We start from the raw sequence: 23,970 nt of genomic DNA on the forward strand, positions 1-23,970 counted from the left end.
TTGCAGGAAGGCGGCGACGCAGCGAATCCCCAGGAGCTTACTCAAGTAAGTGACTGGGATGAGCGAGGAAAGCCAACGCACATGCAACTTGAAGTATGACGGGTAGAATTATTATCCGACTAACATACCTGTTGATAAGGTTTGAAGGAAGTCGCAATTCTGAAAACATATTTGTCAACGCGACTAACTCGCTATACTTTCGGCACTTGGGATTAAGTCAGGGAGTGAAGCATGCATTATTTCAAACACAGCGTAGCGCTGGCGCTATTCGCCGCTTTATCGCTGGGCAGCCTGTCGGCACAGGCCTATGAGCAGGATAAAACCTATAAAATTACCATCCTGCACACCAACGATCACCACGGCCATTTCTGGCGCAATGACTACGGCGAATATGGCCTGGCGGCGCAGAAAACGCTGGTCGATGGCATCCGTAAAGAGGTGGCGGCGGAAGGGGGAAGCGTCCTGCTGTTATCCGGCGGCGATATTAATACCGGCGTACCGGAGTCTGATTTACAGGATGCAGAGCCCGATTTTCGCGGCATGAACCTGATCGGCTACGACGCGATGGCGGTGGGAAACCATGAATTCGATAATCCGCTGAGCGTACTGCGCCAGCAGGAAAAGTGGGCTAAGTTCCCGTTCCTGTCGGCCAATATTTATCAGAAAAGCACCGGCGAACGGCTGTTCAAACCCTGGGCGTTGTTTAAGCGCGGTGGGCTGAAAATCGCGGTGATTGGCTTAACCACCGACGATACGGCCAAGATTGGCAATCCGGAATATTTCACCGATATTGAATTCCGCAAACCGGCGGAAGAGGCGAAGCTGGTTATCCAGGAGCTGCAGCAGAATGAAAAGCCGGACGTGATCCTGGCCACCACCCATATGGGCCATTACGACAATGGCAACCACGGCTCTAACGCGCCGGGCGATGTTGAAATGGCGCGGAGTTTACCTGCGGGATCGCTGGCGATGATCGTCGGCGGTCACTCGCAGGATCCGGTATGCATGGCGGCGGAAAATAAAAAGCAGGTCGATTATGTGCCAGGCACCCCGTGCGCTCCGGATCGTCAGAACGGCATCTGGATCGTCCAGGCGCATGAGTGGGGCAAATACGTCGGCCGCGCCGATTTTGAGTTCCGCAACGGCGAGATGAAGCTGGTGCACTATCAGCTGATCCCGGTCAACCTGAAGAAAAAAGTGACTTACGATAACGGCCAAAGCGAGCGGGTGCTGTATACGCCGCAGATCGCCGAGAACCCGCAGATGATGTCGCTGCTGACGCCGTTCCAGAACAAAGGCAAGGCGCAGCTGCAGGTCAAAATCGGCAGCGTGAATGGTCATCTGGAGGGCGACCGCAGTAAAGTGCGCTTTGTGCAGACCAATATGGGCCACCTGCTGCTGGCGGCGCAAATGGCGCGCAGCAACGCGGATTTCGCGGTGATGAGCGGCGGCGGGATCCGCGACTCCATTGAGGCGGGGGATATCACCTACAAAGATGTGATGAAGGTCCAGCCGTTCGGCAATGTGCTGACCTATGTCGATATGAACGGCAAGGAGGTAGTGGATTACCTGACCGCCGTCGCGCAGATGAAGCCGGATTCCGGCGCTTATCCGCAGTTTGCCAACGTCAGTTTCGTGGCCAAAGACGGTAAGCTGAACGATCTGAAAATCAAAGGCGAACCGGTGGATCCGGCGAAGACCTATCGGATGGCGACGCTGAGCTTTAACGCCACCGGCGGCGATGGCTATCCGAACATCGCCGATAAACCCGGGTATGTGAATACCGGCTTTATCGATGCCGAAGTGCTGAAAGAGTATATCGAGAAGAACTCGCCGCTGGATGCCGCCGCCTATGAGCCGAAAGGCGAGGTGAGCTGGCAGTAAGCCTGGGCTTCAGGTTGGCTATTTCCCCGGTGGCGCTACGCTTACCGGGGCTACAAGTTGGGTATCCCGGATAAGGCGCGTGCGCCGCTATCCGGGATCGTTTTATCAATCGCGGCGGGCGATATCGGCGAACTTCGCATCGAGAAGCTGCGCCAGATCGCTGGCCGCCAGCTCAATATCCAGCCCGCGTTTGCCGCCGGAAATATAGATGGTGGCAAATTCCTGCGCCGGGGCGTCAATCACCGTCGGCAGGCGCTTCTTCTGCCCCAGCGGACTGATGCCGCCCACCAGATAGCCGGTGATACGCTGCGCCACCATCGGGTCGGCCATGTCGACTTTCTTAGCGCCCAGCGCTTTCGCCACTTTCTTCAAATCCAGCTGCCCGGCGACCGGAGTGACGGCCACCGCCAGATGCTTCATATCGCCGTTCACGGCGACCAGCAAGGTCTTGTAAACCTGGTCGGCATTGAGGCCGAGCTTGCGCACCACTTCATCTCCGAAGTTGGTCTCATTGGGATCGTGATCGTAACTGTGGATCTGAAAGGAAATTTTGTTTTTTTCGAGTAATTTAACGGCGGGAGTCATAGCTATCCTTCTTACCAACCGGTTTTGCGTGACGTCAGAATACGCCCGCAGGTTGTCTAAAAAATAGTACCATCTTGCGCAATAGTGTTGGCAGTGATGGTCACTTTGAGCGACAATCAGACGATCCGGGATGCAAATCCCGGGATAATAATAATGATGAAATTCCTCTTTGACGGGCCAATAGCAATATTGGCCATTTTTTTTATGTCAGCATATCCGGCAGATTCCCTTCGCCATACAGGTGCAGCGCGCCGACGGCAACCACGTAGCGCCCCGGCGGCAAGGCCAGCAGCGTCTCGCGCCAGGCGAGGTTGCGCTGGTGCATCAGCACATCATATAAAGACTGGCTAAAGGTCGTCGGCAGCGATACCGCGCCGCGCGACGGCGGTTGCTCCAGCCACCAGCCGATCATGACCTGCAGTAAACGGGCGTTGGTGCGCCAGTGGGTCAGCGTATCCTCCAGCAGCGCCATCCCCCCGTCGGGCAGATCGCGCAGCAGCGCGATTTGGCTGTCGGCGCCTTCCAGCTCCATCACCGCTATGTTGCTCTCGCGGGCGGCCATCAGCAACTGATAATCGATGCCGTAATCCGGTCGCAGCCCCAGCTTCTGCGCCTGGGTGGCCTGCAGGACCATCGCCACCTGCCACAGCGGCTGGCTGTCGAACAGCCCGACCGACAGGCCCAGCTCGCCGGCTCGCGCCTCTAGCTCGCTCAGCTGCGCATCGCTCAGGCGTTCCGCCAGCGGTGGGTAAGTGGGGAGATTGCTAAACGGGGTTTCATTGCCGCTGATATCGGCCTCGACGATTAACGCATCGGCCTGGCGTATTTTTTTCAGAAGCTTTGCCGGCGGCGGCGCCATGTCGCGGGTGCCCATATGGATACTGCCGACGAGGTGCAAATAGCGTTCGCCGGGCAGGACGATATCCATCGCAGGCCAGGAATAAGACGAGCCGACGGCGGCTCGCCACAGCATTTTTATCCGGTTTAACAGGCCCATACGCGCTCCGAAGTGTGAGGACTTCATGCTAGCGCATATGGTGATACACGTCACCCTTCCGGCGGGCTTTTCTTGTCCCGGCAAAAAAACGGGCGTCGAACAACGTCGGCGCCCGTTTCATCTGACAGCGTTTACTCTTTTGGTTTAAAGCGCAGCAGGCGGTTGGCGTTACTCACCACGGTGATCGACGACAGCGCCATCGCCGCGCCGGCGACCACCGGGTTGAGCAGGGTGCCGGTCAGCGGCCAGAGGATCCCGGCGGCAATCGGGATACCCAGCGAGTTGTAGACAAACGCGCCCAGCAGGTTCTGCTTCATATTGCGTAACGTTGCTTTCGAAATCGCCAGCGCATCGGCCACGCCGTGAAGACTATGGCGCATCAGGGTGATCGCCGCGGTTTCAATAGCGACATCGCTGCCGCCGCCCATGGCGATCCCGACATCCGCCTGGGCCAGCGCCGGGGCGTCGTTAATCCCATCGCCAACCATCGCCACTTTGTGCCCCTGGCTCTGCAGACGCTTAATGGCATCGGCTTTACCGTCCGGTAGCACGCCGGCGATCACTTCATCAATGCCGGCTTCTTTGGCGATAGCCTTCGCGGTGGTGGGGTTATCCCCGGTAAGCATCACCAGCCGGTAGCCCTGCCGATGCAAACGCGCCAGGGCGTCGACGCTGTCTTCGCGCAGCGGGTCGCGGATGGCGAACAGCGCGGTGGCCTGACCATCCACCGCCAGCAGCACCGGCGTGGCGCCGCGTGAGGCCTGGGCTGTCATCTCGCTTTCCACCTCGGCGGTATTGATATGCTGCTCGTTGAGCAGCGCCTGGTTACCGAGCAGCAGACGATGACCTTCCGCCTCGCCGCTGACGCCAAGGCCGCGCAGGGTGCGGAAGCCGCTGACTTCCGGCAATGGGCCGTCGGCAGCTTTATCAAGGATCGCTCGCGCCAGCGGATGGCTTGAGCCCTGCTCCAGCGCGGCGGCAAGACGCAGCGCGGTATGCTCATCAACGCCAGCGAAAGTTTTCACCGCCACCACCTGCGGCTTGCCTTCGGTCAGGGTGCCGGTTTTATCGAAAACCAGGGTGTCGAGTTCACTGGCGCGCTGCAGCGCATCGGCATCGCGCACCAGCACGCCGTACTCCGCCGCCCGGCCAACGCCGGAGATAATCGACATCGGCGTCGCCAGGCCTAAGGCGCACGGACAGGCGATAATCAGTACTGTGGTGGCAATGACCAGGGTATAGACGATCTGCGGCGCCGGGCCGAAGAAGTACCAGATCGCAGCGCTAATCAGCGCAATGACGACCACCGCCGGAACAAATACGGCGGAGATTTTATCCGCCAGCTGGCCGATCTCCGGTTTGCTGCTCTGCGCCTGGCGCACCATGCGGATAATTCTTGCCAGCGTGGTCTGGCTGCCGACGGCGCTGGCGGTAAACAGCACGCTGCCATCCTGCACCACGGTCCCGGCGTGAATGGCGTCGCCATCGCCTTTTTGCTGCGGCACCGGTTCGCCGGTGAGCATCGCTTCATCAAACCAGGCTTCGCCCTGGCTTATCATGCCGTCGACCGGGACGCGGTCGCCGGTAGTCAGGCGCAGCGTCATGCCGGCCTGAACTTCCGCGAGCGGCAGATCTTTCTCGCCCTCGGGCGTGACGACCCGCGCCGAAGGCGGCGTCAGGTCGAGCAGTTTTTCCAGCGCTTTCGAGGAGCGCTGACGCGCGCGGGCCTCCAGCATATGGCCGAGGTTAATCAGGCCGATAATCATCGCGCTGGCTTCGTAATAGAGATGGCGGGCTTCCATCGGGAACCACTGCGGCCACAGGTTGACGCTCATCGAGTACAGCCAGGCGACGCCGGTGCCGAGCGCCACCAGCGTATCCATGGTGGCGGTGCCGTTTTTCAGGCTTTTCCACGCGCTGCGGTAGAAGTGGTCGCCGGCGAAGACCATGACGGCGAGGGTGACAAGGCCGATAACCAGCCACAGCGAACGGTTGTCGTCGCTGACCATCATGTTATCGCCGATCATGCCCCAGACCATCACCGGCACGCCGACCAGCAGGGCGACAATCGCCTGCCAGCGAAAACGTTTCATCGTCGCGAGGGCGGTTTCCTGTTGGCGTTCGCGGCGTTGCAGATCGTCTTCGATCGCCTCCGCGCCATAGCCGGCTTTCTCCACCGCCTGCACTAATTCTGCGGCGGACGCACTGCCCATCACTAGCGCCGTGCGTTCCGCCAGGTTAACCCGCGCCTGTGAGACGCCCGGCACCGCGGCAAGCGCGTTTTGTACCCGGGAGACGCAGCTGGCGCAGCTCATGCCGTTGATCAGCAGCTGTTGACTGTCATCTTCGTCATGGGCTGCCGGAAGCTCAGGAGTGGCCGCTGTCAGTGCTTCCGACGGGATTGATGATTCTGCCAGCGGTTTAGCCTTTGGGTGGCTGAGCTCCGCGCCGTATCCGGCTTGTTTAACGGTATCAATCAGCGCTTGCGCGCTGGCGCTGCCCGTCACATGGGCTTCAGTGAGGGTTACTTCCGCTTGCTCAACGTCAGGACGCTGCTCCAGACTCTCTTTCACGCGTTTGACGCAGTGGCCGCAGGAGAGGCCATCCAGCGTCAGGTCGATAGTGTTAGACATAAATAACTCCTGAATAATTTTCCGGTCAACGATTGACCAGACCCACTCTTTCATCGAGTATTAAGAAGGTTAAACCTTCCAGCAAGGGGAAGGTCAAGGAGAAAAAATGAATATCAGCGATGTGGCGAAAAAAACCGGCTTAACCAGCAAAGCGATTCGTTTTATGAAGAGAAGGGGCTGGTGACGCCGCCGTTGCGGAGCGAAAACGGCTACCGCACCTATAGCCAGCAGCATCTCGATGAACTGACGCTGCTGCGCCAGGCGCGGCAGGTGGGGTTTAACCTGGAAGAGTGCCGCGAGCTGGTGGCACTGTTCAACGACCCGTCGCGGCACAGCGCCGATGTGAAAAAACGCACGCTGGAGAAAGTGGCGGATATCGAGAACCATATCCGCGAGCTGCAAAATATGCGCGCGCACCTGCTGGCGCTGGCCGAATCCTGCCCCGGCGACGACAGCGCGGAGTGCCCGATTATCGATAATCTTTCCGGCTGCTGCCATCGCAAGGCGCAGGCTTAACGGACGGCGGGTCTGATTCGTAGCGTAATCCCTTCTACGGCAATCACTTCAACCTTGCTGCCCGCCGCGAAGTCTTCATCGGCAATCACCGGCCAGGAGCTGTCGCCCACGCGGACGTGGCCGCGGCCGTTCACCAGCGGGGCATCCAGCGTCAGGCGGCGGCCCACCAGTTGCTGCCCGCGCTGGTTGAGCTGGGCATCGGCCGGGCGCTGCGTTTTGACGCGCTTGCGCAGCCATTTCGACCACAGCCACGCCGCCAGCAGGGTGAGAACGGCAAACAGCGTGCCTTGCCATTCCCAGCTCAGCGGCAGGAGCCAGGTCAGGGCGCCGGTCACCACGCCGGCGACGCCGCTCCACAGCAGGTATCCGCTGCCGCCCAGCATCTCGGCCGCCAGCAGCAGCCCGCCGAGGCTTAGCCAGAACAGATGGGGGTGTGTGAGGATCATGCCGATCATGATTTTTTCCGATCGCCAGCGCCTTCTTTGATCAGCTCGCTGATCCCGGCGATCGATCCCATCAGGCTGCTGGCATCCAGCGGCATCAATACCACTTTGCTGTTGTTAGCGGCGCCAATCTGCTGCAGCGCATCGGTGTATTTCTGCGCCACGAAGTAGTTGATCGCCTGAATATCGCCTGAGGCGATCGCCGAGGAGACCATTTGGGTGGCGCGGGCTTCCGCTTCGGCGGACCGTTCGCGAGCCTCCGCCTGCAGGAACGCGGACTGCCGTTCGCCCTCGGCCTTGAGGATCTGCGACTGCTTTTCCCCTTCCGCTTTCAGAATTTCCGCCTGTCGCACCCCTTCGGCCTCAAGGATGTACGCGCGTTTGGTACGTTCGGCTTTCATCTGGGCGTTCATCGAGGCGATAAGCTCCGCCGGCGGGCGAACGTCGCGAATTTCGACGCGGGTGATTTTCACCCCCCACGGGTTGGTGGCGTCGTCAACGATATGCAGCAGGCGGGTGTTAATGCTGTCGCGCTGGGAGAGCATTTCGTCCAGCTCCATTGAGCCGAGCACGGTACGGATGTTGGTCATCGTCAGGTTGACGATCGCCTGCTCAAGATTGCTGACCTCGTAGGCGGCCTTTGGCGCGTCGATCACCTGAATAAAACAGACCGCGTCGATGGTGACGTTGGCGTTATCCCGGGAGATAACCTCCTGCGAGGGGATATCGAGCACCTGCTCCATCATGTTCACTTTGCGGCCGATACGGTCCATAAACGGCACGACTAAGCTTAATCCCGGCTGCAGCGTCTGGGTAAAACGCCCGAAGCGCTCCACCGTCCACTGGTAGCCCTGCGGGACAATTTTCACCGCCGCGGCCACAATAACCAGCGCGACGAAAATAAGGATAGGAATAAAAATTAGCATCAAAAACCTCCTGTCTTGTTGCCTGGCGGGGCGCTACAAGGAAATAGCGCATGTTTAAACTGAGTATATCTTTCTCCTCATCCTGGAGAAAGGAAAGTGCGATAAACTAGCGGTGTTTCAGAAAATAATCAGGAAGACTCATGAAGGAAAATAACGCGCTTTTGCGTCTCGACGGTGTGGGGTTTAAGACCGACGACGCCGTTATTTTACACAATATCAATTTTCAGCTTCGCGCCGGAGAATTCAAGTTGATTACCGGCCCTTCCGGCTGCGGGAAAAGTACCTTGCTGAAGATTATCGCCTCGCTGCTCAGCCCAACCTCCGGGCGCCTGTTCTTCGACGATGCGGATGTCGCGACGCTGTCGCCGGAAAGGTATCGCCAACAGGTCTCTTACTGCGCGCAGACGCCGGCCCTGTTCGGTGATTCGGTTTACGATAATCTGATTTTTCCGTGGCAGATCCGCAATAAACAACCGGAACCGCAGGCGCTGCTGGCCGACCTGCAGCGCTTTGGCCTTGACGAAAATATGCTGGAAAAATCCATTAACGAACTGTCCGGAGGGGAAAAGCAGCGCGTATCGCTGATCCGCAATCTACAATTTCTGCCGCGCGTGCTGCTGCTGGACGAAATTACCAGCGCGCTGGATGAAAGTAATAAACAGAATGTGAATGAAATTATTCATGGCTACGTAACGGAAAAACAGGTCGCTGTTCTGTGGGTCACCCACGATCGCAATGAAATTTCGCATGCCGATGAAGTGATTACGCTGCAACCTGCCGGCGGAAATATGCAGGAGGTACAGCATGAACGGGCATAACATTACGAACGAATCGCTGGCGCTGTCGATGGTGCTGGTGCTGATCGCTATTCTGGTCAGCTATCGGGAAAAGCTGGCGCTGGAAAAAGATATTATCTGGAGTATTTGCCGGGCGATCGTGCAGCTGATAATCGTCGGCTATGTGCTGAAATATATCTTTAACGTCAATCATGCGGTTCTGACGCTGTTGATGGTGCTGTTTATCTGCTTTAACGCGGCATGGAATGCGAAGAAGCGCAGTAAATATATCGACAAAGCTTTTATCTCGTCGTTTATCGCCATCACTACTGGCGCTGGACTAACGCTGGCGGTACTGGTGTTTTCTGGCTTGATCGCCTTCGTGCCGATGCAGGTGATCCCGATTGCCGGGATGGTGGCCGGGAACGCCATGGTGGCGGTGGGGCTGTGCTACAACAATATGGGCCAGCGCTTCAGCAGCGAGCAGCAGCAGATTCAGGAGAAACTGAGCCTCGGCGCGACGCCGAAGATGGCCTCAGCGCGGCTGATTCGCGAGAGCATTCGCGCGTCATTGATTCCCACCGTCGATTCGGCGAAAACGGTCGGTCTGGTGAGCTTGCCTGGGATGATGTCGGGGCTGATTTTTGCCGGTATTGACCCGGTGAAGGCGATTAAGTACCAGATCATGGTGACCTTTATGCTGCTGTCGACCGCCAGCCTGTCGACGATTATCGCCGGCTATTTGACCTACCGGAAGTTCTTCAACGCCCGCCATCAGCTGGTGGTGACGCAGCTGAAAAAGCGCCCGTGAACGATCCCGGGTTGCGGCGTTCACGCCTTACCCGGGCTACTTAGGCTACGTTCCGCATAGTTCGCGTAGCCCGGATAAGCGCAGCGCTATCCGGGGAAGGCAACGGATTAGTACAGCAGCGAATAGAGCTGACGACGATATTTGGCGGCCAGCGCATCGCCGGTACCGAGGGCGGCGAGGATCTCCTGCAGCATCTTGCGCGCCTGGCCATCGCCGGCGCCTAAATCTTTCTGCAGATGGCTGAACAGCAGGGCCAGCGCTTCTTCATTACGCCCGACCTGATGCAGCTGCAGCGCCAGCTGGGAGGCCAACTGCGCATCCTCCGGATTCTGTTCCACCTGCTGCTGCAGCTGCTGGATTTCCGGGGTGTCGGCGGCCTGTTTGAGCAGCTCAATCTGCGCCACCAGACCCTGATAGTGGGTATCCTGATCCTGCAGAGGAATGGTTTTCAGCACGCTTTCCGCTTCATCGGAACGGTGCAGAGCAATCAGCGTTTCCGCCAGCAGCAGGCCAATCTGGCTTTCCTGATTCGACAGCTGCCAGGCTTCCTTCAGCAGCGGCAGGGCATCGGCGTATTTTTCTTCCTGCATCAGGGCCAGCGCCTGCTGAGCTTTCAGCTCCTCTTCACGGGGCAGGACTTTATCCAGCAGGGCGCGGATCGCTTCTTCCGGCTGCGGGCCTTCAAAACCATCCACCGGCTGGCCGTTCTGGAACAGATAAACCGTAGGGATGGCGCGCAGACCAAACTGTGAGGCGAGCATCTGCTCGGCGTCGCAATCGACCTTCGCCAGCGTGAACTGGCCGTTGTATTGGGCTGCCAGGCGCTCGAGCACCGGGGTCAGCTGTTCGCAGTGCTGACTGCGGGCAGACCAGAAATAAAACAGCACCGGAACGTTCATGGACTGCTGTAGCGTCTGCTGCAGGTTCGCTTCGCTAATGTTGACAATATTCTGTTCGGACATGGGCATTTCTCGTTAGTCGATTTCTGTTTTACATGGGGGCGGCATTCCGCGCTTCAACTCAGCCGTGGATAATTTTGTCCATCGCGCGGGCAGGCAGCAGGCGCTTAAGCATCGCCACCGCGTGGGTGACCAGGGTGACCGGATAGCGCAGCTTTGGTTTATCGCTGGTAAAAGCATGGCGCACTTTTTCCACCACCGCCTCCGGCCCGAGGGTAAAGCGGGCGGCGATGCCCGGATTTTCTACGGGCTTATCGCTTTGCGTCTGGTTGACGTTATCGGTAAAGCGGGTGCGGATCGGGCCCGGTTCAATCAGGCTGACCTGAATACCGCTGTGGCGCAGCTCCATGCGCAGCGCGTCGGACCATGCCTCGAGGGCATATTTACTGGCGGCATAGGCTCCGCGGCCGGGACTGGCGATAAGCCCCATCACCGAGGAGGTCATCACGATGCGCCCTTCGCCGTGCGGCGTCATCGCCGGCAGCAGCAGCATGGTGAGCTGATGCGCGCCGAAAAAGTTAGCGGAAAATTGCTGTTCCATCTGCTGGCGGCTGATGGTGTTCAGCGGGCCATAGACGCCATACCCGGCGTTATTGAACAGGCCGTAGAGACGATTATCGGTCAGCGCAATCACCTCCGCTGCCGCGCGCTCCACGCTCTGCGGGTCATCCAGATCGAGCAAAATACCGGTTAGCCCCAGCTCCTGCATCCGCGCGACATCCTCTGCTTTGCGGCAGGCCGCCAGCACGCGAAAGCCCTGGCGGGTTAAATCCAGCGCGCTTTCCAGACCAATTCCGCTGGAACAGCCTGTCACTAAAACCGTTTTTTGCATAACTTTACCTGTCAGCGACCCCTGGCGTTCAGGAGTCATGATTAACTAAGGGAGCCAGCCGCTTCGCCATCCAGTCGGCGATAAACGGCTGCGCGTCGCGATTTGGATGAATGCCGTCGTCCTGCATCCATTGCGGCTTGAGATAGACCTCCTCCATAAAAAAGGGCAGGAGAGGAATAGCGAACTCTTTGGCCAGGGCCGGGTAAATCGCGCCGAAGGCTTCATTATAGCGGCGGCCATAGTTCGCCGGCAGGTGAATTTGCATCAGCAGCGGCTCGGCGTTGGCCGCTTTGATATCTTTAATAATGGTGCGCAGCGTCTGCTCGGTCTGCTGCGGCGGAAAACCGCGCAGTCCGTCATTGCCGCCGAGCTCAACCAGCACCCAGCGCGGCTGGTGCTGCTTAAGCAGCGCTGGCAGGCGAGCCAACCCCTGCTGCGAGGTATCGCCGCTGATGCTGGCGTTCACCACCGGCGTTTTCGCCTGCCACTGCTCATTGAGCAGCGCAGGCCAGGCGGCGTTGGCCGCCATCCGATAGCCAGCGCTCAGGCTGTCGCCGAGGATCAGCAGCGTGTCCGCCGCCATCGCGCGGCAGGTAAACAGGAACAACAACAGGAAAGGCACATGCCAGCGGAAAACATACTTGAAGTTCATCATCTTAAGAAGTCCGTCGGTCAGGGGGAGCATCAGCTCTCCATCCTTACCGGAGTTGAGCTGGTTGTCAAACCGCGGCAGACCATCGCCCTGATCGGCGAGTCGGGTTCCGGTAAATCGACCCTGCTGGCGATCCTCGCCGGCCTCGACGATGGCAGCAGCGGGGAAGTATCGATGCTGGGCAAACCGCTGCACCGGATGGATGAAGAGGCGCGGGCGGCGCTGCGGGCGCAGCACGTTGGTTTTGTTTTTCAGTCGTTTATGCTGATCCCGACGCTCAACGCCCTGGAGAACGTCGAGCTGCCGGCGCTGTTGCGCGGCGCCAGCGATAGCCAGAGCCGGGGCGATGCCCGCGCGCTGCTTGAGCAGCTGGGACTTGGCAGACGCCTGCACCACCTGCCGGCGCAGCTCTCCGGCGGCGAACAGCAGCGGGTGGCGCTGGCCCGGGCCTTTAACGGGCGCCCGGCCATTCTGTTCGCCGATGAGCCCACCGGCAACCTCGATCGCCAGACCGGGGACAAAATTGCCGATCTGCTGTTCTCGCTTAATCGCGAACACGGCACCACCCTGATCCTCGTCACTCACGATCCGCTGCTGGCGGCGCGCTGCGATCGCCGTCTGCGCCTGGTGGATGGCCAGCTGCGGGAGGAAGCATGATCGCCCGCTGGTTCTGGCGCGAATGGCGCTCGCCGTCGCTGCTGATCGTCTGGCTGGCGTTAAGCCTCGCCGTGGCCTGCGTGCTGGCCCTGGGGTCGATAAGCGATCGGATGGAGAAAGGCCTTAGCCAGCAAAGCCGTGAGTTTATGGCCGGCGACCGTACGCTGCGCAGTTCGCGCGAGGTACCCGCCGAGTGGATCGCACAGGCGCGGAAGTCAGGGCTGACCGTCGGCGAGCAGCTGAGCTTTGCCACCATGACGTTCGCCGGGGATACGCCGCAGCTGGCGGACGTTAAGGCGGTGGACGACCGCTATCCGCTGTATGGCACCCTCGAGACGCAGCCGCCGGGGCTGAAGCCGCAGGCGGGGAGCGTGCTGCTGGCGCCAAGGCTGATGGCGCTCCTGAACCTGAAAACCGGCGATACGATTGACGTTGGCGATGCCACGCTGCGCATTGCCGGGGAGGTGATTCAGGAGCCGGATGCAGGGTTTAACCCCTTCCAGATGGCGCCGCGACTGATGATGAATATGGCCGACGTGGCAAAAACCGGGGCCGTGCAGCCCGGCAGTCGCGTCGCATGGCGCTATAAGTTCGCCGGCGACGCTGAACAGCTGGCCAATTATGAGCAGTGGCTGCTGCCGAAGCTCGGCCCGGAGCATCGCTGGATTGGCCTTGACCAGGACGACAGCGCGCTGGGCAAATCCCTCGAACGCTCGCAGCAATTCCTGTTGTTATCCGCGCTGTTGACGCTGCTGCTGGCCGTCGCCGCAGTGGCGGTAGCGATGAGCCACTACTGCCGCAGCCGCTATGATCTGGTCGCCATACTCAAGACGCTGGGCGCCGGAAGGTCGCAGCTGCGCAAGCTTATCGTCGGCCAATGGCTGCTGCTGTTGACGCTGTCGGTGATAACCGGCGGGGTGGCGGGCCTGGCGCTGGAGCGTCTGCTGCTGCTGGTTCTCAAACCGGTGCTGCCCGCCGCGTTACCCGCTGCCAGCGGTTGGCCGTGGCTGTGGGCTATCGGGGCGACAGGCGTCATTTCCCTGCTGGTGGGCCTGCGACCCTATCGACTGCTGCTGGCGACCCTGCCGCTGCGAGTGCTGCGTCAGGATGTGGTGGCTAACGTCTGGCCGTTGAAAATCTGGATCCCGGCGGTTAGCGTCGTGGTGGTGGGCCTGTTGGCCTGGCTGCTGGGCGGCAGCCCGCTGCTGTGGTCGGTGCTGGCCGGGGCGGTGGTGCTGGCGCTGCTGTGCGGCCTGGTGGGCTGGGGATTGCTGTGGCTGCTCAAACGCCTGACGCTCAAAGCCTTGCCGCTGCGTCTGGCGGTGAACCGCCTGCTGCGCCAGCCGTGGTCGACCCTCAGCCAGCTGGCGGCGTTTTCCCTGTCGTTTATGCTGCTGGCGCTCCTGTTGGTGCTGCGCGGCGATCTGCTTGACCGCTGGCAGCAGCAGTTGCCCCCGCAGAGCCCGAACTACTTTCTGATCAATATCGCCCCTGAGCAGATAGTGCCGGTGAAGACCTTCCTCGCCGAACACCAGACGCGGGCGGCGGAATTCTATCCGATCGTCCGGGCCCGTCTGACGCAGATCAACGGTCAATCCACGGACGGGAACAAAGACGAAGCGCTGAATCGCGAGCTTAATCTCACCTGGAGCGAACAGCGTCCGGATCATAATCCGCTGGTGGCCGGCAGCTGGCCGCCGAAGCCGGGCGAGGTATCGATTGAGGAGGGGCTGGCGCAGCGGCTGGGGATAAAGATCGGCGATACAGTGACCTTTACCGGCGATACCCAGGAGTTCAGCGCGAAGGTCAGCAGCGTGCGCAAAGTAGACTGGGAGAGCCTGCGGCCAAACTTCTTCTTTATTTTCCCCGCCGGGGCGCTGGACGGGCAGCCGCAGAGCTGGCTCACCAGCTTCCGCTGGGATAACGGTCCCGCGATGTTGACCCAGCTGAACCGCGAGTTTCCCACCGTCAGTCTGCTGGATATCGGCGCCATCCTGCGTCAGGTCGGCCAGGTGCTCTCCCAGGTCAGCCGGGCGCTGGAGGTGATGGTGGGCCTGGTGACGGCCTGCGGCGTGCTGCTGTTGCTGGCGCAGGTGCAGGTCGGTATGCGTCAACGCCATCAGGAGCTGGTGGTCTGGCGCACGCTGGGGGCAGGAAAATCGCTGCTGCGCGCTACGCTGTGGGCGGAGTTTGCCCTGCTGGGGCTGGTTTCCGGCCTGGTGGCGGCGATAGGCGCGGAAGTGGCGCTGGCGATGCTGCAGACGAAAGTCTTTGATTTTCCCTGGGCGCCGGACTGGCGCCTGTGGGTGTTGCTGCCGCTGACGGGAGCGGTGTTGTTATCCCTGTGCGGCGGCGGGCTGGGGCTGCGTCTGTTAAAAGGAAAAGCGCTATTCCGCCAGTTTAGCCAGTAAGAATATTGCATTTTGATGATGCGCCGCCGTTTTTGGCGGCGCTTTTATTTTAAACGCACAAATTGATAAATCATTGATTTTTAAGAGCACAAAACATTAAAAACCCAACAACACGCTATGCTGATTCGCGGTTAATATTCAACTGGAAAATATAAGGTGGCTTATTAATCAAGGAAAAACTATGGCACACACAATAAAAGCGCTGGCGATCTCGATCGGCGCAGCATTAGCGTTAACGTCATTGCCTTCCCACGCGGAGATTACGCTGCTGAAACAAGATCCGCAGGCGGGCGATCCGTTAAGCCGGCTTAACTTTACCGTCGGCGGCAGTATCCGGCCGCAGTTCAACATGATGACCGGCGATGGCGACAAAGGCTCCTATAAGCGTAACGGTTTTGACGGCGGCACCCGCTTCCGCTTCGCGGCGGATTACTACCTGTTCGATGATATTAGCTGGATCAGCTACTATGAGCTGGGCGTGAACATTCCGGCGCTGTTTGACTGGGATAACCACTACGCGGAAGGCGCGAACAATACCACCCGCCGCATGCTGTATACCGGCCTGAAAAGCGATACCTGGGGTACGTTAACCTACGGGCAGCAGAACAGCATTTACTATGATGTGGTGGGGGTGAAAACCGATATCTGGGACTACGATATGATCGGTCAGGCCCCGGGGAACGGTATTAATGGCGATTACGATGGCTCCTATCGTTCACGTAATATGCTGAAATATAAGAAAACTGTAGGTGATGTCGATCTTTACGGCTCTTATCTGTTCGAAGACAGCGAATACCTGCCGGGTAACGGCCTGCGCTACAAGCGTAAAGGCGGTGGTTCTGTTGGCGCGGACTACCACATCATGAAGGATCTGACCTGGGGTACCGCGTGGAACTACACCCGCGCGGAAATGCGCGACCCGTCAAGCGCCGACAGCAAAACCTATGACCAGAATATCGTCGGTACCGCGCTGAGCTGGACCCCGGATAACTGGACCTTCTCCTTCGGCGGCGGCTGGTATCAGAACTTCCTCACCACCAAGAAAACCGATGTGCATAATTACTTTGCCGGTGACGCCTGGGGGATTGAATATTTTGCGGGCTATAAATTCCCGATCAATCAATACGCTGTTAAATCTATTCAGCCGTACTTTATGGGCGACCGTCTGGAATATGTGAACGGCCGCAACTATCAGCGTATCGATAACGGTCTGGGGATTAGCTTCCAGCTGGATTACGGTTTCCGCGTTGACTACGAACACGTGTTTACCTCCAGCACCGACAACCTTGGCGATATGAACCTGGTCCGTCTACGCTACGACTTCTAAGCGGTCACAACTCCCCGGTCGCGCGCGCTTACCGTGGCTACAAATCGCGCCGACCGGTAGCCCGGCTAAGGCGTTTACGCCGCAAGCCGGGACAATAGAGCATGCGATTACTTCGCCAGCCAGGCTGCGACCTCCTGCCAGCTGCCGCGAAAGAGAATTTTCCCGGCTTTTTTCCCCAACTGATAGCGATACATCGGGTCGTAGTACTCTTCCAGCAGCGGTACCAGCCAGGCAAAGTGCGCCTCGGTGCTGGCGGTGCGCTGCTGCTGCACCAGCGCCTCATCGAGCCGTTCAGTGAGCTGAGCAAAACGCTGCAGCCCCAGGCGACGGCGGATGGCAAACAGGCCGTGATGCAGATACTCGCCGTATGCCTGCCAGCCTTTCTCTTCGCCATACGCGGCGATAAAGTCGCGATACATGCGATCGAAATACTCTTCGCGCAGCCGTTCGAGGCGAACGTCAAACGGATCTTCCACCACCGCCAGCGGCGACTGCGCCATGCGGAGGCGCAGGCTCTCCGGTAGATGATTGGCGCCGATCATATGGCCTTCATCTTCCAGCACCCAGCGGGTCTGCTGTTCGGCTTTTTTAAGCAGGCTGACCGCCAGGTGGTTTTCAAAGGTGGCCTGCGGATGCTGATCCTGCAGGGTTCGACCGAATGAAGAACCGCGGTGATGAGCAAGCCCTTCCAGGTCGATACCGTCCGGGCGCGAGCAGACCAGTTGAGTTTTGCCGTTGCCGGTGCAGCCGCCAATCAGCACGATCGGGCGCTGCACCAGTTCGTCGGTGGCCTGGATCGCCGCCTGGCGTAGCGCTTTATAGCCGCCGACGATCAGGGGGTAATCCACGCCAGCTTCTTTCAGCCACTGCTGGACGATATGCGAGCGCTGGCCGCCGCGGGCGCAGCACAGGTAACCGTGCGGGTAACGGGCGCACGCTTCCAGCCACGCCTGAGTACGGCTGGCGCGCAGGTCACCCTGGACCAGTTTATGGCCGAGCGCCAGCGCCGCTTCCGGCCCCTGACGCTTGTAGCAGGTGCCGACCGCGGCGCGTTCTTCATCATTCATCAGCGGCAGGTTGATCGCCGCCGGCATCGCGCTTTGGCTAAACTCCACCGGGGCGCGTACGTCAATCAGTGGCGTATCGCTGGCAAGAATGGCGCGATAATCCGTCCCATTGGTCATGGGGTATCCTCTGAAGTCAAAACAGAAATGAGCTTTACAGCAAGGGGGGGATTGTACGCGCCTCAAGGTGTGCCGGGGAAGGGGATAGATCAAATCCCCGGCACGAAGGGCTTAGCTGAGCTGCGATTGCGCCCAGAACAGGCCGCTGGTGTACTCCGGCGGCAGCAGCGGCTTGATCGCTTCCAGCGTCGCGCTCAGGCGATCGGTATCGCTGTCGGTGAGGTTCAGGTGGCCGACTTTACGACCCGGGCGCACCTCTTTGTCATACCAGTGCAGGTGCACCAGCGGCAGCTTCAGCCAGTCGTAGTTAAGATCGGTGCCGATCAGGTTGATCATCACCGACGGGCTGTTGACCACCGGCGGCGGCAGCGGCAGGCCGGTAATCGCCCGCAGATGCAGCTCGAACTGGCTGATAGACGCCCCGTTCTGCGTCCAGTGGCCGCTGTTGTGCACCCGCGGCGCCAGCTCGTTAATCAGCAGCCCCTCGGCGGTAACGAAGCACTCCATCGCCATCACGCCGACGTAGTTCAGCTCGTTCATGATCGCCGTCAGCATGCTTTCCGCTTGTTCCTGCTGGCGGGCATTGGCCTGCGGGAAGGCGACGCTGGCGCGCAGAATACCGTCCTGATGCAGGTTACGGGTCAGCGGGTAGAAGACGGTGCTACCGTCATGAGCGCGGGCGCCCACCAGCGATACCTCGCCGGAGAAGTTAATCCCCTGCTCGACGATGCACTCGCCGTAGTTATCGGCCGGTAGCTGATCGATTTCGTTTTCCCGCAGACGCCACTGGCCGCGGCCGTCGTAACCGCCAACGCGACGCTTAACGATCGCCAGTTCGCCAAGGCGGGCAAACACCGCCGGCCACTCGCTTTTATCCGCCAGCAGCTGCCACGGGGCGGTGGCGAGGCCAAGCTTGTCAAACAGCTGCTTTTGCGTCAGGCGGTCGGCGATAATCGGGAAGACATCGCGGTTGACGAACGCCGGGTGGCGGGCCAGCTCGCGGGTGAGGGCGGTTTCCGGCCAGCGTTCAATTTCTGCCGTGATGACGCTCTGCTGGAACGGCACCGCTTCCGGGTCGGCTTCCAGGCCGACCGGCCAAACGGCGATGCCCAGCGGCTCGCCGGCCTGGCGCAGCATACGGCCTAACTGGCCGTTACCGAGCACGCATACCTGTTTCATGCCGCACCCCGCGGATCCGGATTATCCAGCACTTCATCGGTTTGCGCCTGACGCCAGGCGCTCAGGCGCTGGTGCAGTTCTGCATCATGCTGGGCAAGGATCTGCGCGGCGAGCAGGCCGGCGTTCGCAGCGCCAGCTTTGCCGATGGCCAGGGTACCGACCGGAATGCCGCGCGGCATCTGCACAATGGAGTAGAGGCTGTCGACACCGCTTAAGGCTGCGCTCTGAACCGGTACGCCGAGCACCGGCACCAGGGTTTTCGCCGCAATCATGCCCGGCAGATGCGCCGCGCCGCCTGCTCCTGCAATAATCACCTGATAACCGTGGCTTTCGGCGCTTTCAGCAAAGCTGAACAGCTTATCGGGCGTGCGGTGGGCTGAGACCACTTCGACATGGTACGGAACGTTCAGGGCATCAAGGATTTCTGCGGTAAATTGCATGGTAGCCCAGTCGCTTTTGGACCCCATCACGATGGCGATACGCGCCGAATTATTGCGGGAAGACATGCGTCTTAAAACTCCTGTGGGTGTGTTTCACACTGCTTTAGAGGCCACAGAGAATAGCATGAACTGCCAGCAAGGAAAACGGTTGCGTGCGCATGGTTAGCCGTCTTTTGTCTCGCCTGGAGGTGATGGCGGGAGTGCCTGATTGACCTTTATCTCCCTCATGATACAGGTGATAAGCAGCACTAACCCCCACGGGAGCATCAGGGTGCCCATAAGCAGTAAATAGATTTGTACCAGCCGGCTATCGTGAGGGCGGGTGCAGAGCAAATAAATGGCATAAAAATAGATAGCCCACGCCAGCATCGCACACCAGACAAACGTCAGCGTGTTGCCGATAACGACGCCGATTAAGGCGATATAACTTACCCCTAACGGATTGAGGATCGCGATGATCATTCCCCACATCAGCGGCTGACTCCACTTTTTCCTGCTCATGCTCGTTCCTTGAGAGTGACGTTGTGGAAGACTAGCATGCAGGGCGGGGGGAAGCGCGCACCTTCGCCCGGGCAAAAGGCGCTTTCGGAATTGTGCTCGCGCAGGAATTAGAACGGAAAGTGGATTAGTTCGACGTCGTCCGGCGTCACCTTGACCATCGAACCTTCGCTGTGCCAGGCGCCAAGTACCACGCGCCATGCGGGTTGGCCGTTGGCCTGCAGTTCATGGACCGCCGGGCGATGAGTATGGCCGTGGATCAGCCACTGCACGTGATGCCGCTCCATTGCGTCAACTACCGCCTGTGGATTCACATCCATAATTTCCATTGATTTACTGCTGTTGGCGGCTTTGCTGTCGGCGCGCATGCGGGCGGCGATGCGACGGCGGATAAACAGCGGCAGGGCCAGGAACAGACGCTGGATCCACGGGGTGTGGACTTTGGCGCGAAACGCCAGATAGCCTTGGTCATCGGTGCACAGTGTGTCGCCATGCATGATCAAGACTTCACGGCCATAGAGGTCCAGTCGCTCTTCTTCGGCGAGCAGGATCATCCCGCTCTGGCGGGCAAAGCGCTGGCCGACGAGAAAATCGCGGTTGCCATGGATGAAGTAGCACGGCACGCCGGCGTCGACGACGGCTTTGATTGCCGAGGCAATTTGTTGGTGCAGCGGGTTAGGATCGTCATCGCCGATCCATGCCTCAAACAGATCGCCAAGGATATACAGAGCGTCTGCCTGGCGGGCTTCTCCCTGTAAAAAACGCAGAAAACCGGCGGTGATCGCCGGTTCTTCTGTTTGCAGGTGCAAATCTGCAATAAAAAGTGTCGCCACGAATTACTCGCTGACGGTGACGCTTTTGATGATCACATCATCTTTCGGCACATCCTGGTGCATGCCGCTGCGGCCGGTGGCAACCGCTTTGATTTTGTCTACCACGTCCATGCCTTCAACCACTTCCGCGAAGACGCAGTAGCCCCAACCCTGCAGGCTTTCGCCGGAGAAGTTCAGGAAGTCGTTGTCAACCACGTTGATGAAGAACTGCGCGGTGGCAGAGTGCGGCGCCTGAGTACGGGCCATCGCCAGCGTGCCGCGGGTGTTTTTCAGACCGTTGTTCGCTTCGTTCTGAATCGGAGATTTGGTCGCTTTTTGTTTCATGCCAGGTTCAAAACCGCCGCCCTGAATCATGAAGCCGTTGATAACACGGTGGAAAATGGTGTTGTCGTAGAAACCTTCGCGGCAGTAGTCCAGGAAGTTTTTAACTGTTTCCGGCGCTTTGTCGTCAAACGTTTTGATTACGATATCGCCATGATTGGTGTGGAAAGTAACCATTTTTGCATCCTGTTCCGATGAGTGTGGTGCCAGCACCCGGTGTCGGGTGAGATATAGGGGGGTGTTATAGCATAACCGCGGGGGTCGATGCACCTTGCAATGTGTGCTGCGTCCGGTCTGAATTATGGGTATTATAGAGACTTCATTACCCACACACGTCTACACGGAATCTTCGATGTTAAAAATTTTTAATACACTGACGCGCCAGAAAGAGGAATTTAAACCTATCCATGCCGGGGAAGTCGGCATGTACGTGTGTGGTATTACCGTTTACGATCTCTGTCATATCGGCCATGGACGTACCTTCGTCTCCTTTGACGTCGTGGCACGCTATCTGCGTTTTCTCGGCTATAAGCTGAAGTACGTGCGCAATATCACCGATATCGACGACAAAATCATTAAGCGCGCTAATGAAAACGGCGAAAGCTTTGTCGCGCTGGTCGATCGCATGATTGCCGAAATGCACAAAGATTTTGACGCGCTGAATATTCTGCGTCCCGACAGCGAGCCGCGCGCAACGCACCATATTGCGGAGATCATTGAGATCACCGAGCAGCTGATCGCCAAAGGCCATGCTTACGTGGCAGATAACGGCGACGTGATGTTCGACGTGCCGACGGACCCGAACTACGGTCTGCTGTCGCGCCAGGATCTCGATCAACTGCAGGCGGGGGCGCGCGTCGACGTGGTTGACGTCAAGCGTAACCCGATGGACTTCGTCCTGTGGAAAATGTCGAAAGAGGGCGAGCCGAGCTGGCCGTCGCCGTGGGGCGCGGGCCGTCCGGGCTGGCATATCGAGTGCTCGGCGATGAACTGCAAGCAGCTTGGCAACCACTTCGATATTCACGGCGGCGGTTCGGATCTGATGTTCCCGCACCATGAAAACGAAATCGCCCAGTCCACCTGCGCCCACGACGGTGAATACGTCAACTACTGGATGCACTCCGGTATGGTGATGGTTGACCGCGAGAAGATGTCGAAATCGCTGGGTAATTTCTTTACCGTCCGCGACGTGCTGAAGTATTACGATGCGGAGACGATTCGCTACTTCCTGATGTCCGGCCACTATCGCAGCCAGCTGAACTACAGCGAAGAGAACCTCAAGCAGGCGCGTTCGGCGCTGGAGCGTCTGTACACCGCGCTGCGCGGGACGGACAAATCCGTCGACGCGGCGGGGGGCGAAGCCTTCGAAGCACGCTTTATCGAGGCGATGGACGACGACTTCAACACCCCGGAAGCCTATTCGGTGCTGTTCGATATGGCGCGTGAAGTAAACCGCCTGAAAACCGAGGACGCGGCCGCGGCGAACGCCATGGCGGCCCACCTGCGTAAGCTTGCTGCGGTACTGGGTCTGCTGGAGCAGGAGCCGGAGGCGTTCCTGCAGAGCGGCGCGCAGGTTGACGACGCGGAAGTGGCGGAGATCGAATCGCTCATCCAGCAGCGTCTGGACGCGCGCAAAGCGAAAGACTGGGCGGCGGCGGATGCGGCGCGCGACCGTCTCAACGAGATGGGCATTGTGCTGGAAGATGGCCCGCAGGGCACCACCTGGCGCCGGAAGTAAGCCATAAAAAAACGCCGCAAAGCGGCGTTTTTATTTTCGTTGTCAGGCCGTGACGGTCACGCTCTGGCCTTCAAAGCTCACCGTCTGACCAGCGACGATTTTGCAGCGTTTGCGGGTTTCCACCGCGCCGTCGACTTTTACCAGCCCGTCGGCGATGGCGATCTTCGCCTGGGCGCCGCTTTCGCTCCAGCCTTCCAGCTTCAGCAGATCGCACAGCTCAACGTGCGGGTGTTTACCTAAGGAAAATGTCGCCATCTCAGGCCTCCTCAACGTCGTGATACTCTTCGCACGCCTGCAGCGTGTTCTGGATCAGGGTGGCGACGGTCATCGGGCCAACGCCGCCGGGAACCGGGGTGATGTAGGACGCGCGTTCGGCGGCATCTTCATACACCACGTCGCCGACCACTTTGCCGCTTTCCAGACGGTTGATGCCGACATCGACCACAATCGCCCCTTCTTTAATCCACTCGCCAGGAATAAAGCCCGGTTTGCCCACCGCGACGATCAGCAGGTCGGCGTTTTCGACATGATGGCGCAGGTTTTTTGTAAAGCGGTGGGTGACGGTGGTGGTGCAGCCGGCCAGCAGCAGCTCCATACTCATCGGGCGACCGACGATATTGGAGGCGCCAATGACCACCGCATTGAGGCCGTAGGTGTCGATATTGTAGCGTTCCAGCAAGGTCACGATACCGCGCGGAGTGCACGGACGCAGGCGCGGCGCGCGCTGGCACAGGCGGCCAACGTTGTAAGGATGGAAGCCGTCGACGTCTTTATCCGGCGCGATGCGCTCGAGAACTTTGACGTTATCGATCCCTGCCGGCAGGGGCAGCTGAACCAGAATACCGTCGATGGTCTTATCGGCATTCAGAGTGTCGATAAGCTCCAGCAGCTCGGCTTCGCTGGTGGTTTCCGGGAGATCGTAAGAGCGGGAGACGAAGCCCACTTCTTCACATGCTTTGCGCTTGCTGCCGACATAAATCTGCGAGGCCGGGTTGCTGCCGACCAGCACCACGGCCAGCCCAGGGGCGCGTTTTCCGGCCGCAACGCGAGCCTTCACTTTTTCCGCAACCTCAGAGCGTACCTGCTGCGCAATCGTTTTACCGTCAATAATTTTTGCTGCCATCAGAGAGAGGATTCCATCTGTATCTTTACGAAAGGGGGATGAGGATATTTTGTCAGAAGCGGGCCTCGCTGTCAGTCCTCGTTTGCTGTTTTATCCTGTCTGAGGCTAATTTAGCCTGTTATGACCATGGTTATTACATGGTTATTGGTGCGTTGCGCCTGGCCACTGAGTCGATTTACGCGCGCATGAGCCCCAGCGGTATGCTTCTTGTACAGTTGGTGGGGGATATTTCGCCAGCGTCGTAT

At 59.1% G+C, this 23,970-nt stretch carries 25 protein-coding genes; 8 read left to right on the top strand and 17 right to left on the bottom strand.

The annotated features are described in order from the left end of the window. Positions 1-231: 231 nt before the first annotated feature. Positions 232-1,884, top strand: a complete 1,653-nt coding sequence (locus KPHS_12090) for a bifunctional UDP-sugar hydrolase/5'-nucleotidase periplasmic (protein ID YP_005225509.1) — start codon at positions 232-234, stop codon at positions 1,882-1,884. 105 nt (positions 1,885-1,989) lie between these two features. On the opposite strand, the gene KPHS_12100 is transcribed toward KPHS_12090, so the two are convergent. The 3 genes from KPHS_12100 to KPHS_12120 form a co-directional block, all read right to left on the bottom strand. Continuing rightward, complete coding sequence (locus KPHS_12100; RefSeq protein ID YP_005225510.1) at positions 1,990-2,469, bottom strand: Cys-tRNA(Pro)/Cys-tRNA(Cys) deacylase YbaK; 480 nt, start codon at positions 2,467-2,469, stop codon at positions 1,990-1,992. Between the two features lie 202 nt (positions 2,470-2,671). Continuing rightward, on the bottom strand, positions 2,672-3,466 hold the full coding sequence (locus KPHS_12110; protein ID YP_005225511.1) for a TraB/GumN family protein: 795 nt from the start codon (positions 3,464-3,466) through the stop codon (positions 2,672-2,674). Positions 3,467-3,597: 131 nt separating this feature from the next. Beyond that, a complete protein-coding gene (locus tag KPHS_12120; protein ID YP_005225512.1) occupies positions 3,598-6,153 on the bottom strand; it encodes a copper exporting ATPase in 2,556 nt (851 codons plus the stop codon). A 126-nt stretch (positions 6,154-6,279) separates the two neighbouring features. On the opposite strand from KPHS_12120, the gene KPHS_12130 reads away from it, so the two are divergent. Then, a complete protein-coding gene (locus KPHS_12130; protein ID YP_005225513.1) occupies positions 6,280-6,615 on the top strand; it encodes a copper responsive transcription regulator in 336 nt (111 codons plus the stop codon). Here the strand turns inward: KPHS_12130 and KPHS_12140 are convergent. After that, positions 6,612-7,070 (bottom strand): NfeD family protein, encoded by a 459-nt coding sequence (locus KPHS_12140; protein ID YP_005225514.1) that lies wholly within the window; start codon positions 7,068-7,070, stop codon positions 6,612-6,614. The genes KPHS_12130 and KPHS_12140 overlap by 4 nt on opposite strands. Beyond that, positions 7,067-7,984, bottom strand: coding sequence for a putative protease (locus KPHS_12150; protein YP_005225515.1), 918 nt, complete (start codon positions 7,982-7,984; stop codon positions 7,067-7,069). Before KPHS_12150 ends, KPHS_12140 begins: the two co-directional genes overlap by 4 nt. Positions 7,985-8,124: 140 nt before the next feature. Between KPHS_12150 and KPHS_12160 the strand changes: the two genes are divergently transcribed. Further along, positions 8,125-8,802 carry a putative ABC transporter ATP-binding protein YbbL gene (locus KPHS_12160; protein YP_005225516.1) on the top strand — a complete coding sequence of 226 codons (678 nt, stop codon included), beginning with the start codon at positions 8,125-8,127 and terminating at the stop codon, positions 8,800-8,802. Then, on the top strand, positions 8,789-9,571 hold the full coding sequence (locus KPHS_12170) for a putative metal resistance protein (protein ID YP_005225517.1): 783 nt from the start codon (positions 8,789-8,791) through the stop codon (positions 9,569-9,571). Before KPHS_12160 ends, KPHS_12170 begins: the two co-directional genes overlap by 14 nt. Before the next feature lie 107 nt (positions 9,572-9,678). On the opposite strand, the gene KPHS_12180 is transcribed toward KPHS_12170, so the two are convergent. Genes KPHS_12180 through KPHS_12210 form a run of 3 tightly spaced genes read right to left on the bottom strand, consistent with a single transcriptional unit; the run spans position 9,679 to position 12,014 of the window. Then, positions 9,679-10,533 carry a putative thioredoxin protein gene (locus KPHS_12180; protein YP_005225518.1) on the bottom strand — a complete coding sequence of 285 codons (855 nt, stop codon included), beginning with the start codon at positions 10,531-10,533 and terminating at the stop codon, positions 9,679-9,681. Between the two features lie 58 nt (positions 10,534-10,591). Beyond that, positions 10,592-11,401: a short chain dehydrogenase/reductase family oxidoreductase gene (locus KPHS_12190; RefSeq protein YP_005225519.1), complete on the bottom strand. Its 810-nt coding sequence runs from the start codon at positions 11,399-11,401 to the stop codon at positions 10,592-10,594. Beyond that, complete coding sequence (locus tag KPHS_12210; RefSeq protein YP_005225520.1) at positions 11,391-12,014, bottom strand: acyl-CoA thioesterase I; 624 nt, start codon at positions 12,012-12,014, stop codon at positions 11,391-11,393. Before KPHS_12210 ends, KPHS_12190 begins: the two co-directional genes overlap by 11 nt. Between KPHS_12210 and KPHS_12200 the strand changes: the two genes are divergently transcribed. Continuing rightward, positions 11,985-12,671, top strand: coding sequence for a putative ABC transporter ATP-binding protein YbbA (locus KPHS_12200; RefSeq protein ID YP_005225521.1), 687 nt, complete (start codon positions 11,985-11,987; stop codon positions 12,669-12,671). The two genes, KPHS_12210 and KPHS_12200, sit on opposite strands and share 30 nt — an antisense overlap. Beyond that, on the top strand, positions 12,668-15,082 hold the full coding sequence (locus tag KPHS_12220) for a putative oxidoreductase (RefSeq protein ID YP_005225522.1): 2,415 nt from the start codon (positions 12,668-12,670) through the stop codon (positions 15,080-15,082). The genes KPHS_12200 and KPHS_12220 overlap by 4 nt, the downstream gene beginning before the upstream one ends. On the opposite strand, the gene KPHS_12230 is transcribed toward KPHS_12220, so the two are convergent. Further along, the gene (locus KPHS_12230; protein YP_005225523.1) at positions 15,059-15,172 is read right to left on the bottom strand and encodes a hypothetical protein; all 114 of its coding nucleotides are present in this window, start codon (positions 15,170-15,172) and stop codon (positions 15,059-15,061) included. The two genes, KPHS_12220 and KPHS_12230, sit on opposite strands and share 24 nt — an antisense overlap. 91 nt (positions 15,173-15,263) lie before the next feature. On the opposite strand from KPHS_12230, the gene KPHS_12240 reads away from it, so the two are divergent. After that, the gene (locus KPHS_12240) at positions 15,264-16,409 is read left to right on the top strand and encodes a putative outer membrane protein (protein YP_005225524.1); all 1,146 of its coding nucleotides are present in this window, start codon (positions 15,264-15,266) and stop codon (positions 16,407-16,409) included. Positions 16,410-16,516: 107 nt separating this feature from the next. On the opposite strand, the gene KPHS_12250 is transcribed toward KPHS_12240, so the two are convergent. The 6 genes from KPHS_12250 to KPHS_12300 all read right to left on the bottom strand — a co-directional run bounded on the left by KPHS_12250 (position 16,517) and on the right by KPHS_12300 (position 21,041). Next, a complete protein-coding gene (locus KPHS_12250) occupies positions 16,517-17,593 on the bottom strand; it encodes a tRNA 2-selenouridine synthase (protein ID YP_005225525.1) in 1,077 nt (358 codons plus the stop codon). 111 nt (positions 17,594-17,704) lie between these two features. Continuing rightward, positions 17,705-18,772 (bottom strand): phosphoribosylaminoimidazole carboxylase ATPase subunit, encoded by a 1,068-nt coding sequence (locus KPHS_12260; RefSeq protein YP_005225526.1) that lies wholly within the window; start codon positions 18,770-18,772, stop codon positions 17,705-17,707. After that, positions 18,769-19,278 (bottom strand): phosphoribosylaminoimidazole carboxylase catalytic subunit, encoded by a 510-nt coding sequence (locus KPHS_12270; RefSeq protein ID YP_005225527.1) that lies wholly within the window; start codon positions 19,276-19,278, stop codon positions 18,769-18,771. Before KPHS_12270 ends, KPHS_12260 begins: the two co-directional genes overlap by 4 nt. 96 nt (positions 19,279-19,374) lie before the next feature. Beyond that, on the bottom strand, positions 19,375-19,713 hold the full coding sequence (locus KPHS_12280) for a hypothetical protein (RefSeq protein ID YP_005225528.1): 339 nt from the start codon (positions 19,711-19,713) through the stop codon (positions 19,375-19,377). A 107-nt stretch (positions 19,714-19,820) separates the two neighbouring features. Beyond that, entirely contained in the window at positions 19,821-20,543 is a 723-nt protein-coding gene (locus KPHS_12290; protein ID YP_005225529.1) for a UDP-2,3-diacylglucosamine hydrolase, read from the bottom strand. Positions 20,544-20,546: 3 nt separating this feature from the next. Next, on the bottom strand, positions 20,547-21,041 hold the full coding sequence (locus KPHS_12300) for a peptidyl-prolyl cis-trans isomerase B (protein ID YP_005225530.1): 495 nt from the start codon (positions 21,039-21,041) through the stop codon (positions 20,547-20,549). Between the two features lie 175 nt (positions 21,042-21,216). Here KPHS_12300 and KPHS_12310 point away from each other — a divergent pair, with 175 nt between their 5' ends. Continuing rightward, the gene (locus KPHS_12310) at positions 21,217-22,602 is read left to right on the top strand and encodes a cysteinyl-tRNA synthetase (protein ID YP_005225531.1); all 1,386 of its coding nucleotides are present in this window, start codon (positions 21,217-21,219) and stop codon (positions 22,600-22,602) included. Between the two features lie 42 nt (positions 22,603-22,644). On the opposite strand, the gene KPHS_12320 is transcribed toward KPHS_12310, so the two are convergent. Both KPHS_12320 and KPHS_12330 read right to left on the bottom strand, forming a co-directional pair. Next, on the bottom strand, positions 22,645-22,857 hold the full coding sequence (locus tag KPHS_12320; RefSeq protein YP_005225532.1) for a ribosome-associated protein YbcJ: 213 nt from the start codon (positions 22,855-22,857) through the stop codon (positions 22,645-22,647). Position 22,858: 1 nt separating this feature from the next. Next, a complete protein-coding gene (locus KPHS_12330) occupies positions 22,859-23,725 on the bottom strand; it encodes a bifunctional 5,10-methylene-tetrahydrofolate dehydrogenase/ 5,10-methylene-tetrahydrofolate cyclohydrolase (RefSeq protein ID YP_005225533.1) in 867 nt (288 codons plus the stop codon). Between the last annotated feature and the right edge of the window lie 245 nt (positions 23,726-23,970).

This window comes from Klebsiella pneumoniae subsp. pneumoniae HS11286 (genome assembly GCF_000240185.1).
GTDB classification, from domain to species: domain Bacteria; phylum Pseudomonadota; class Gammaproteobacteria; order Enterobacterales; family Enterobacteriaceae; genus Klebsiella; species Klebsiella pneumoniae.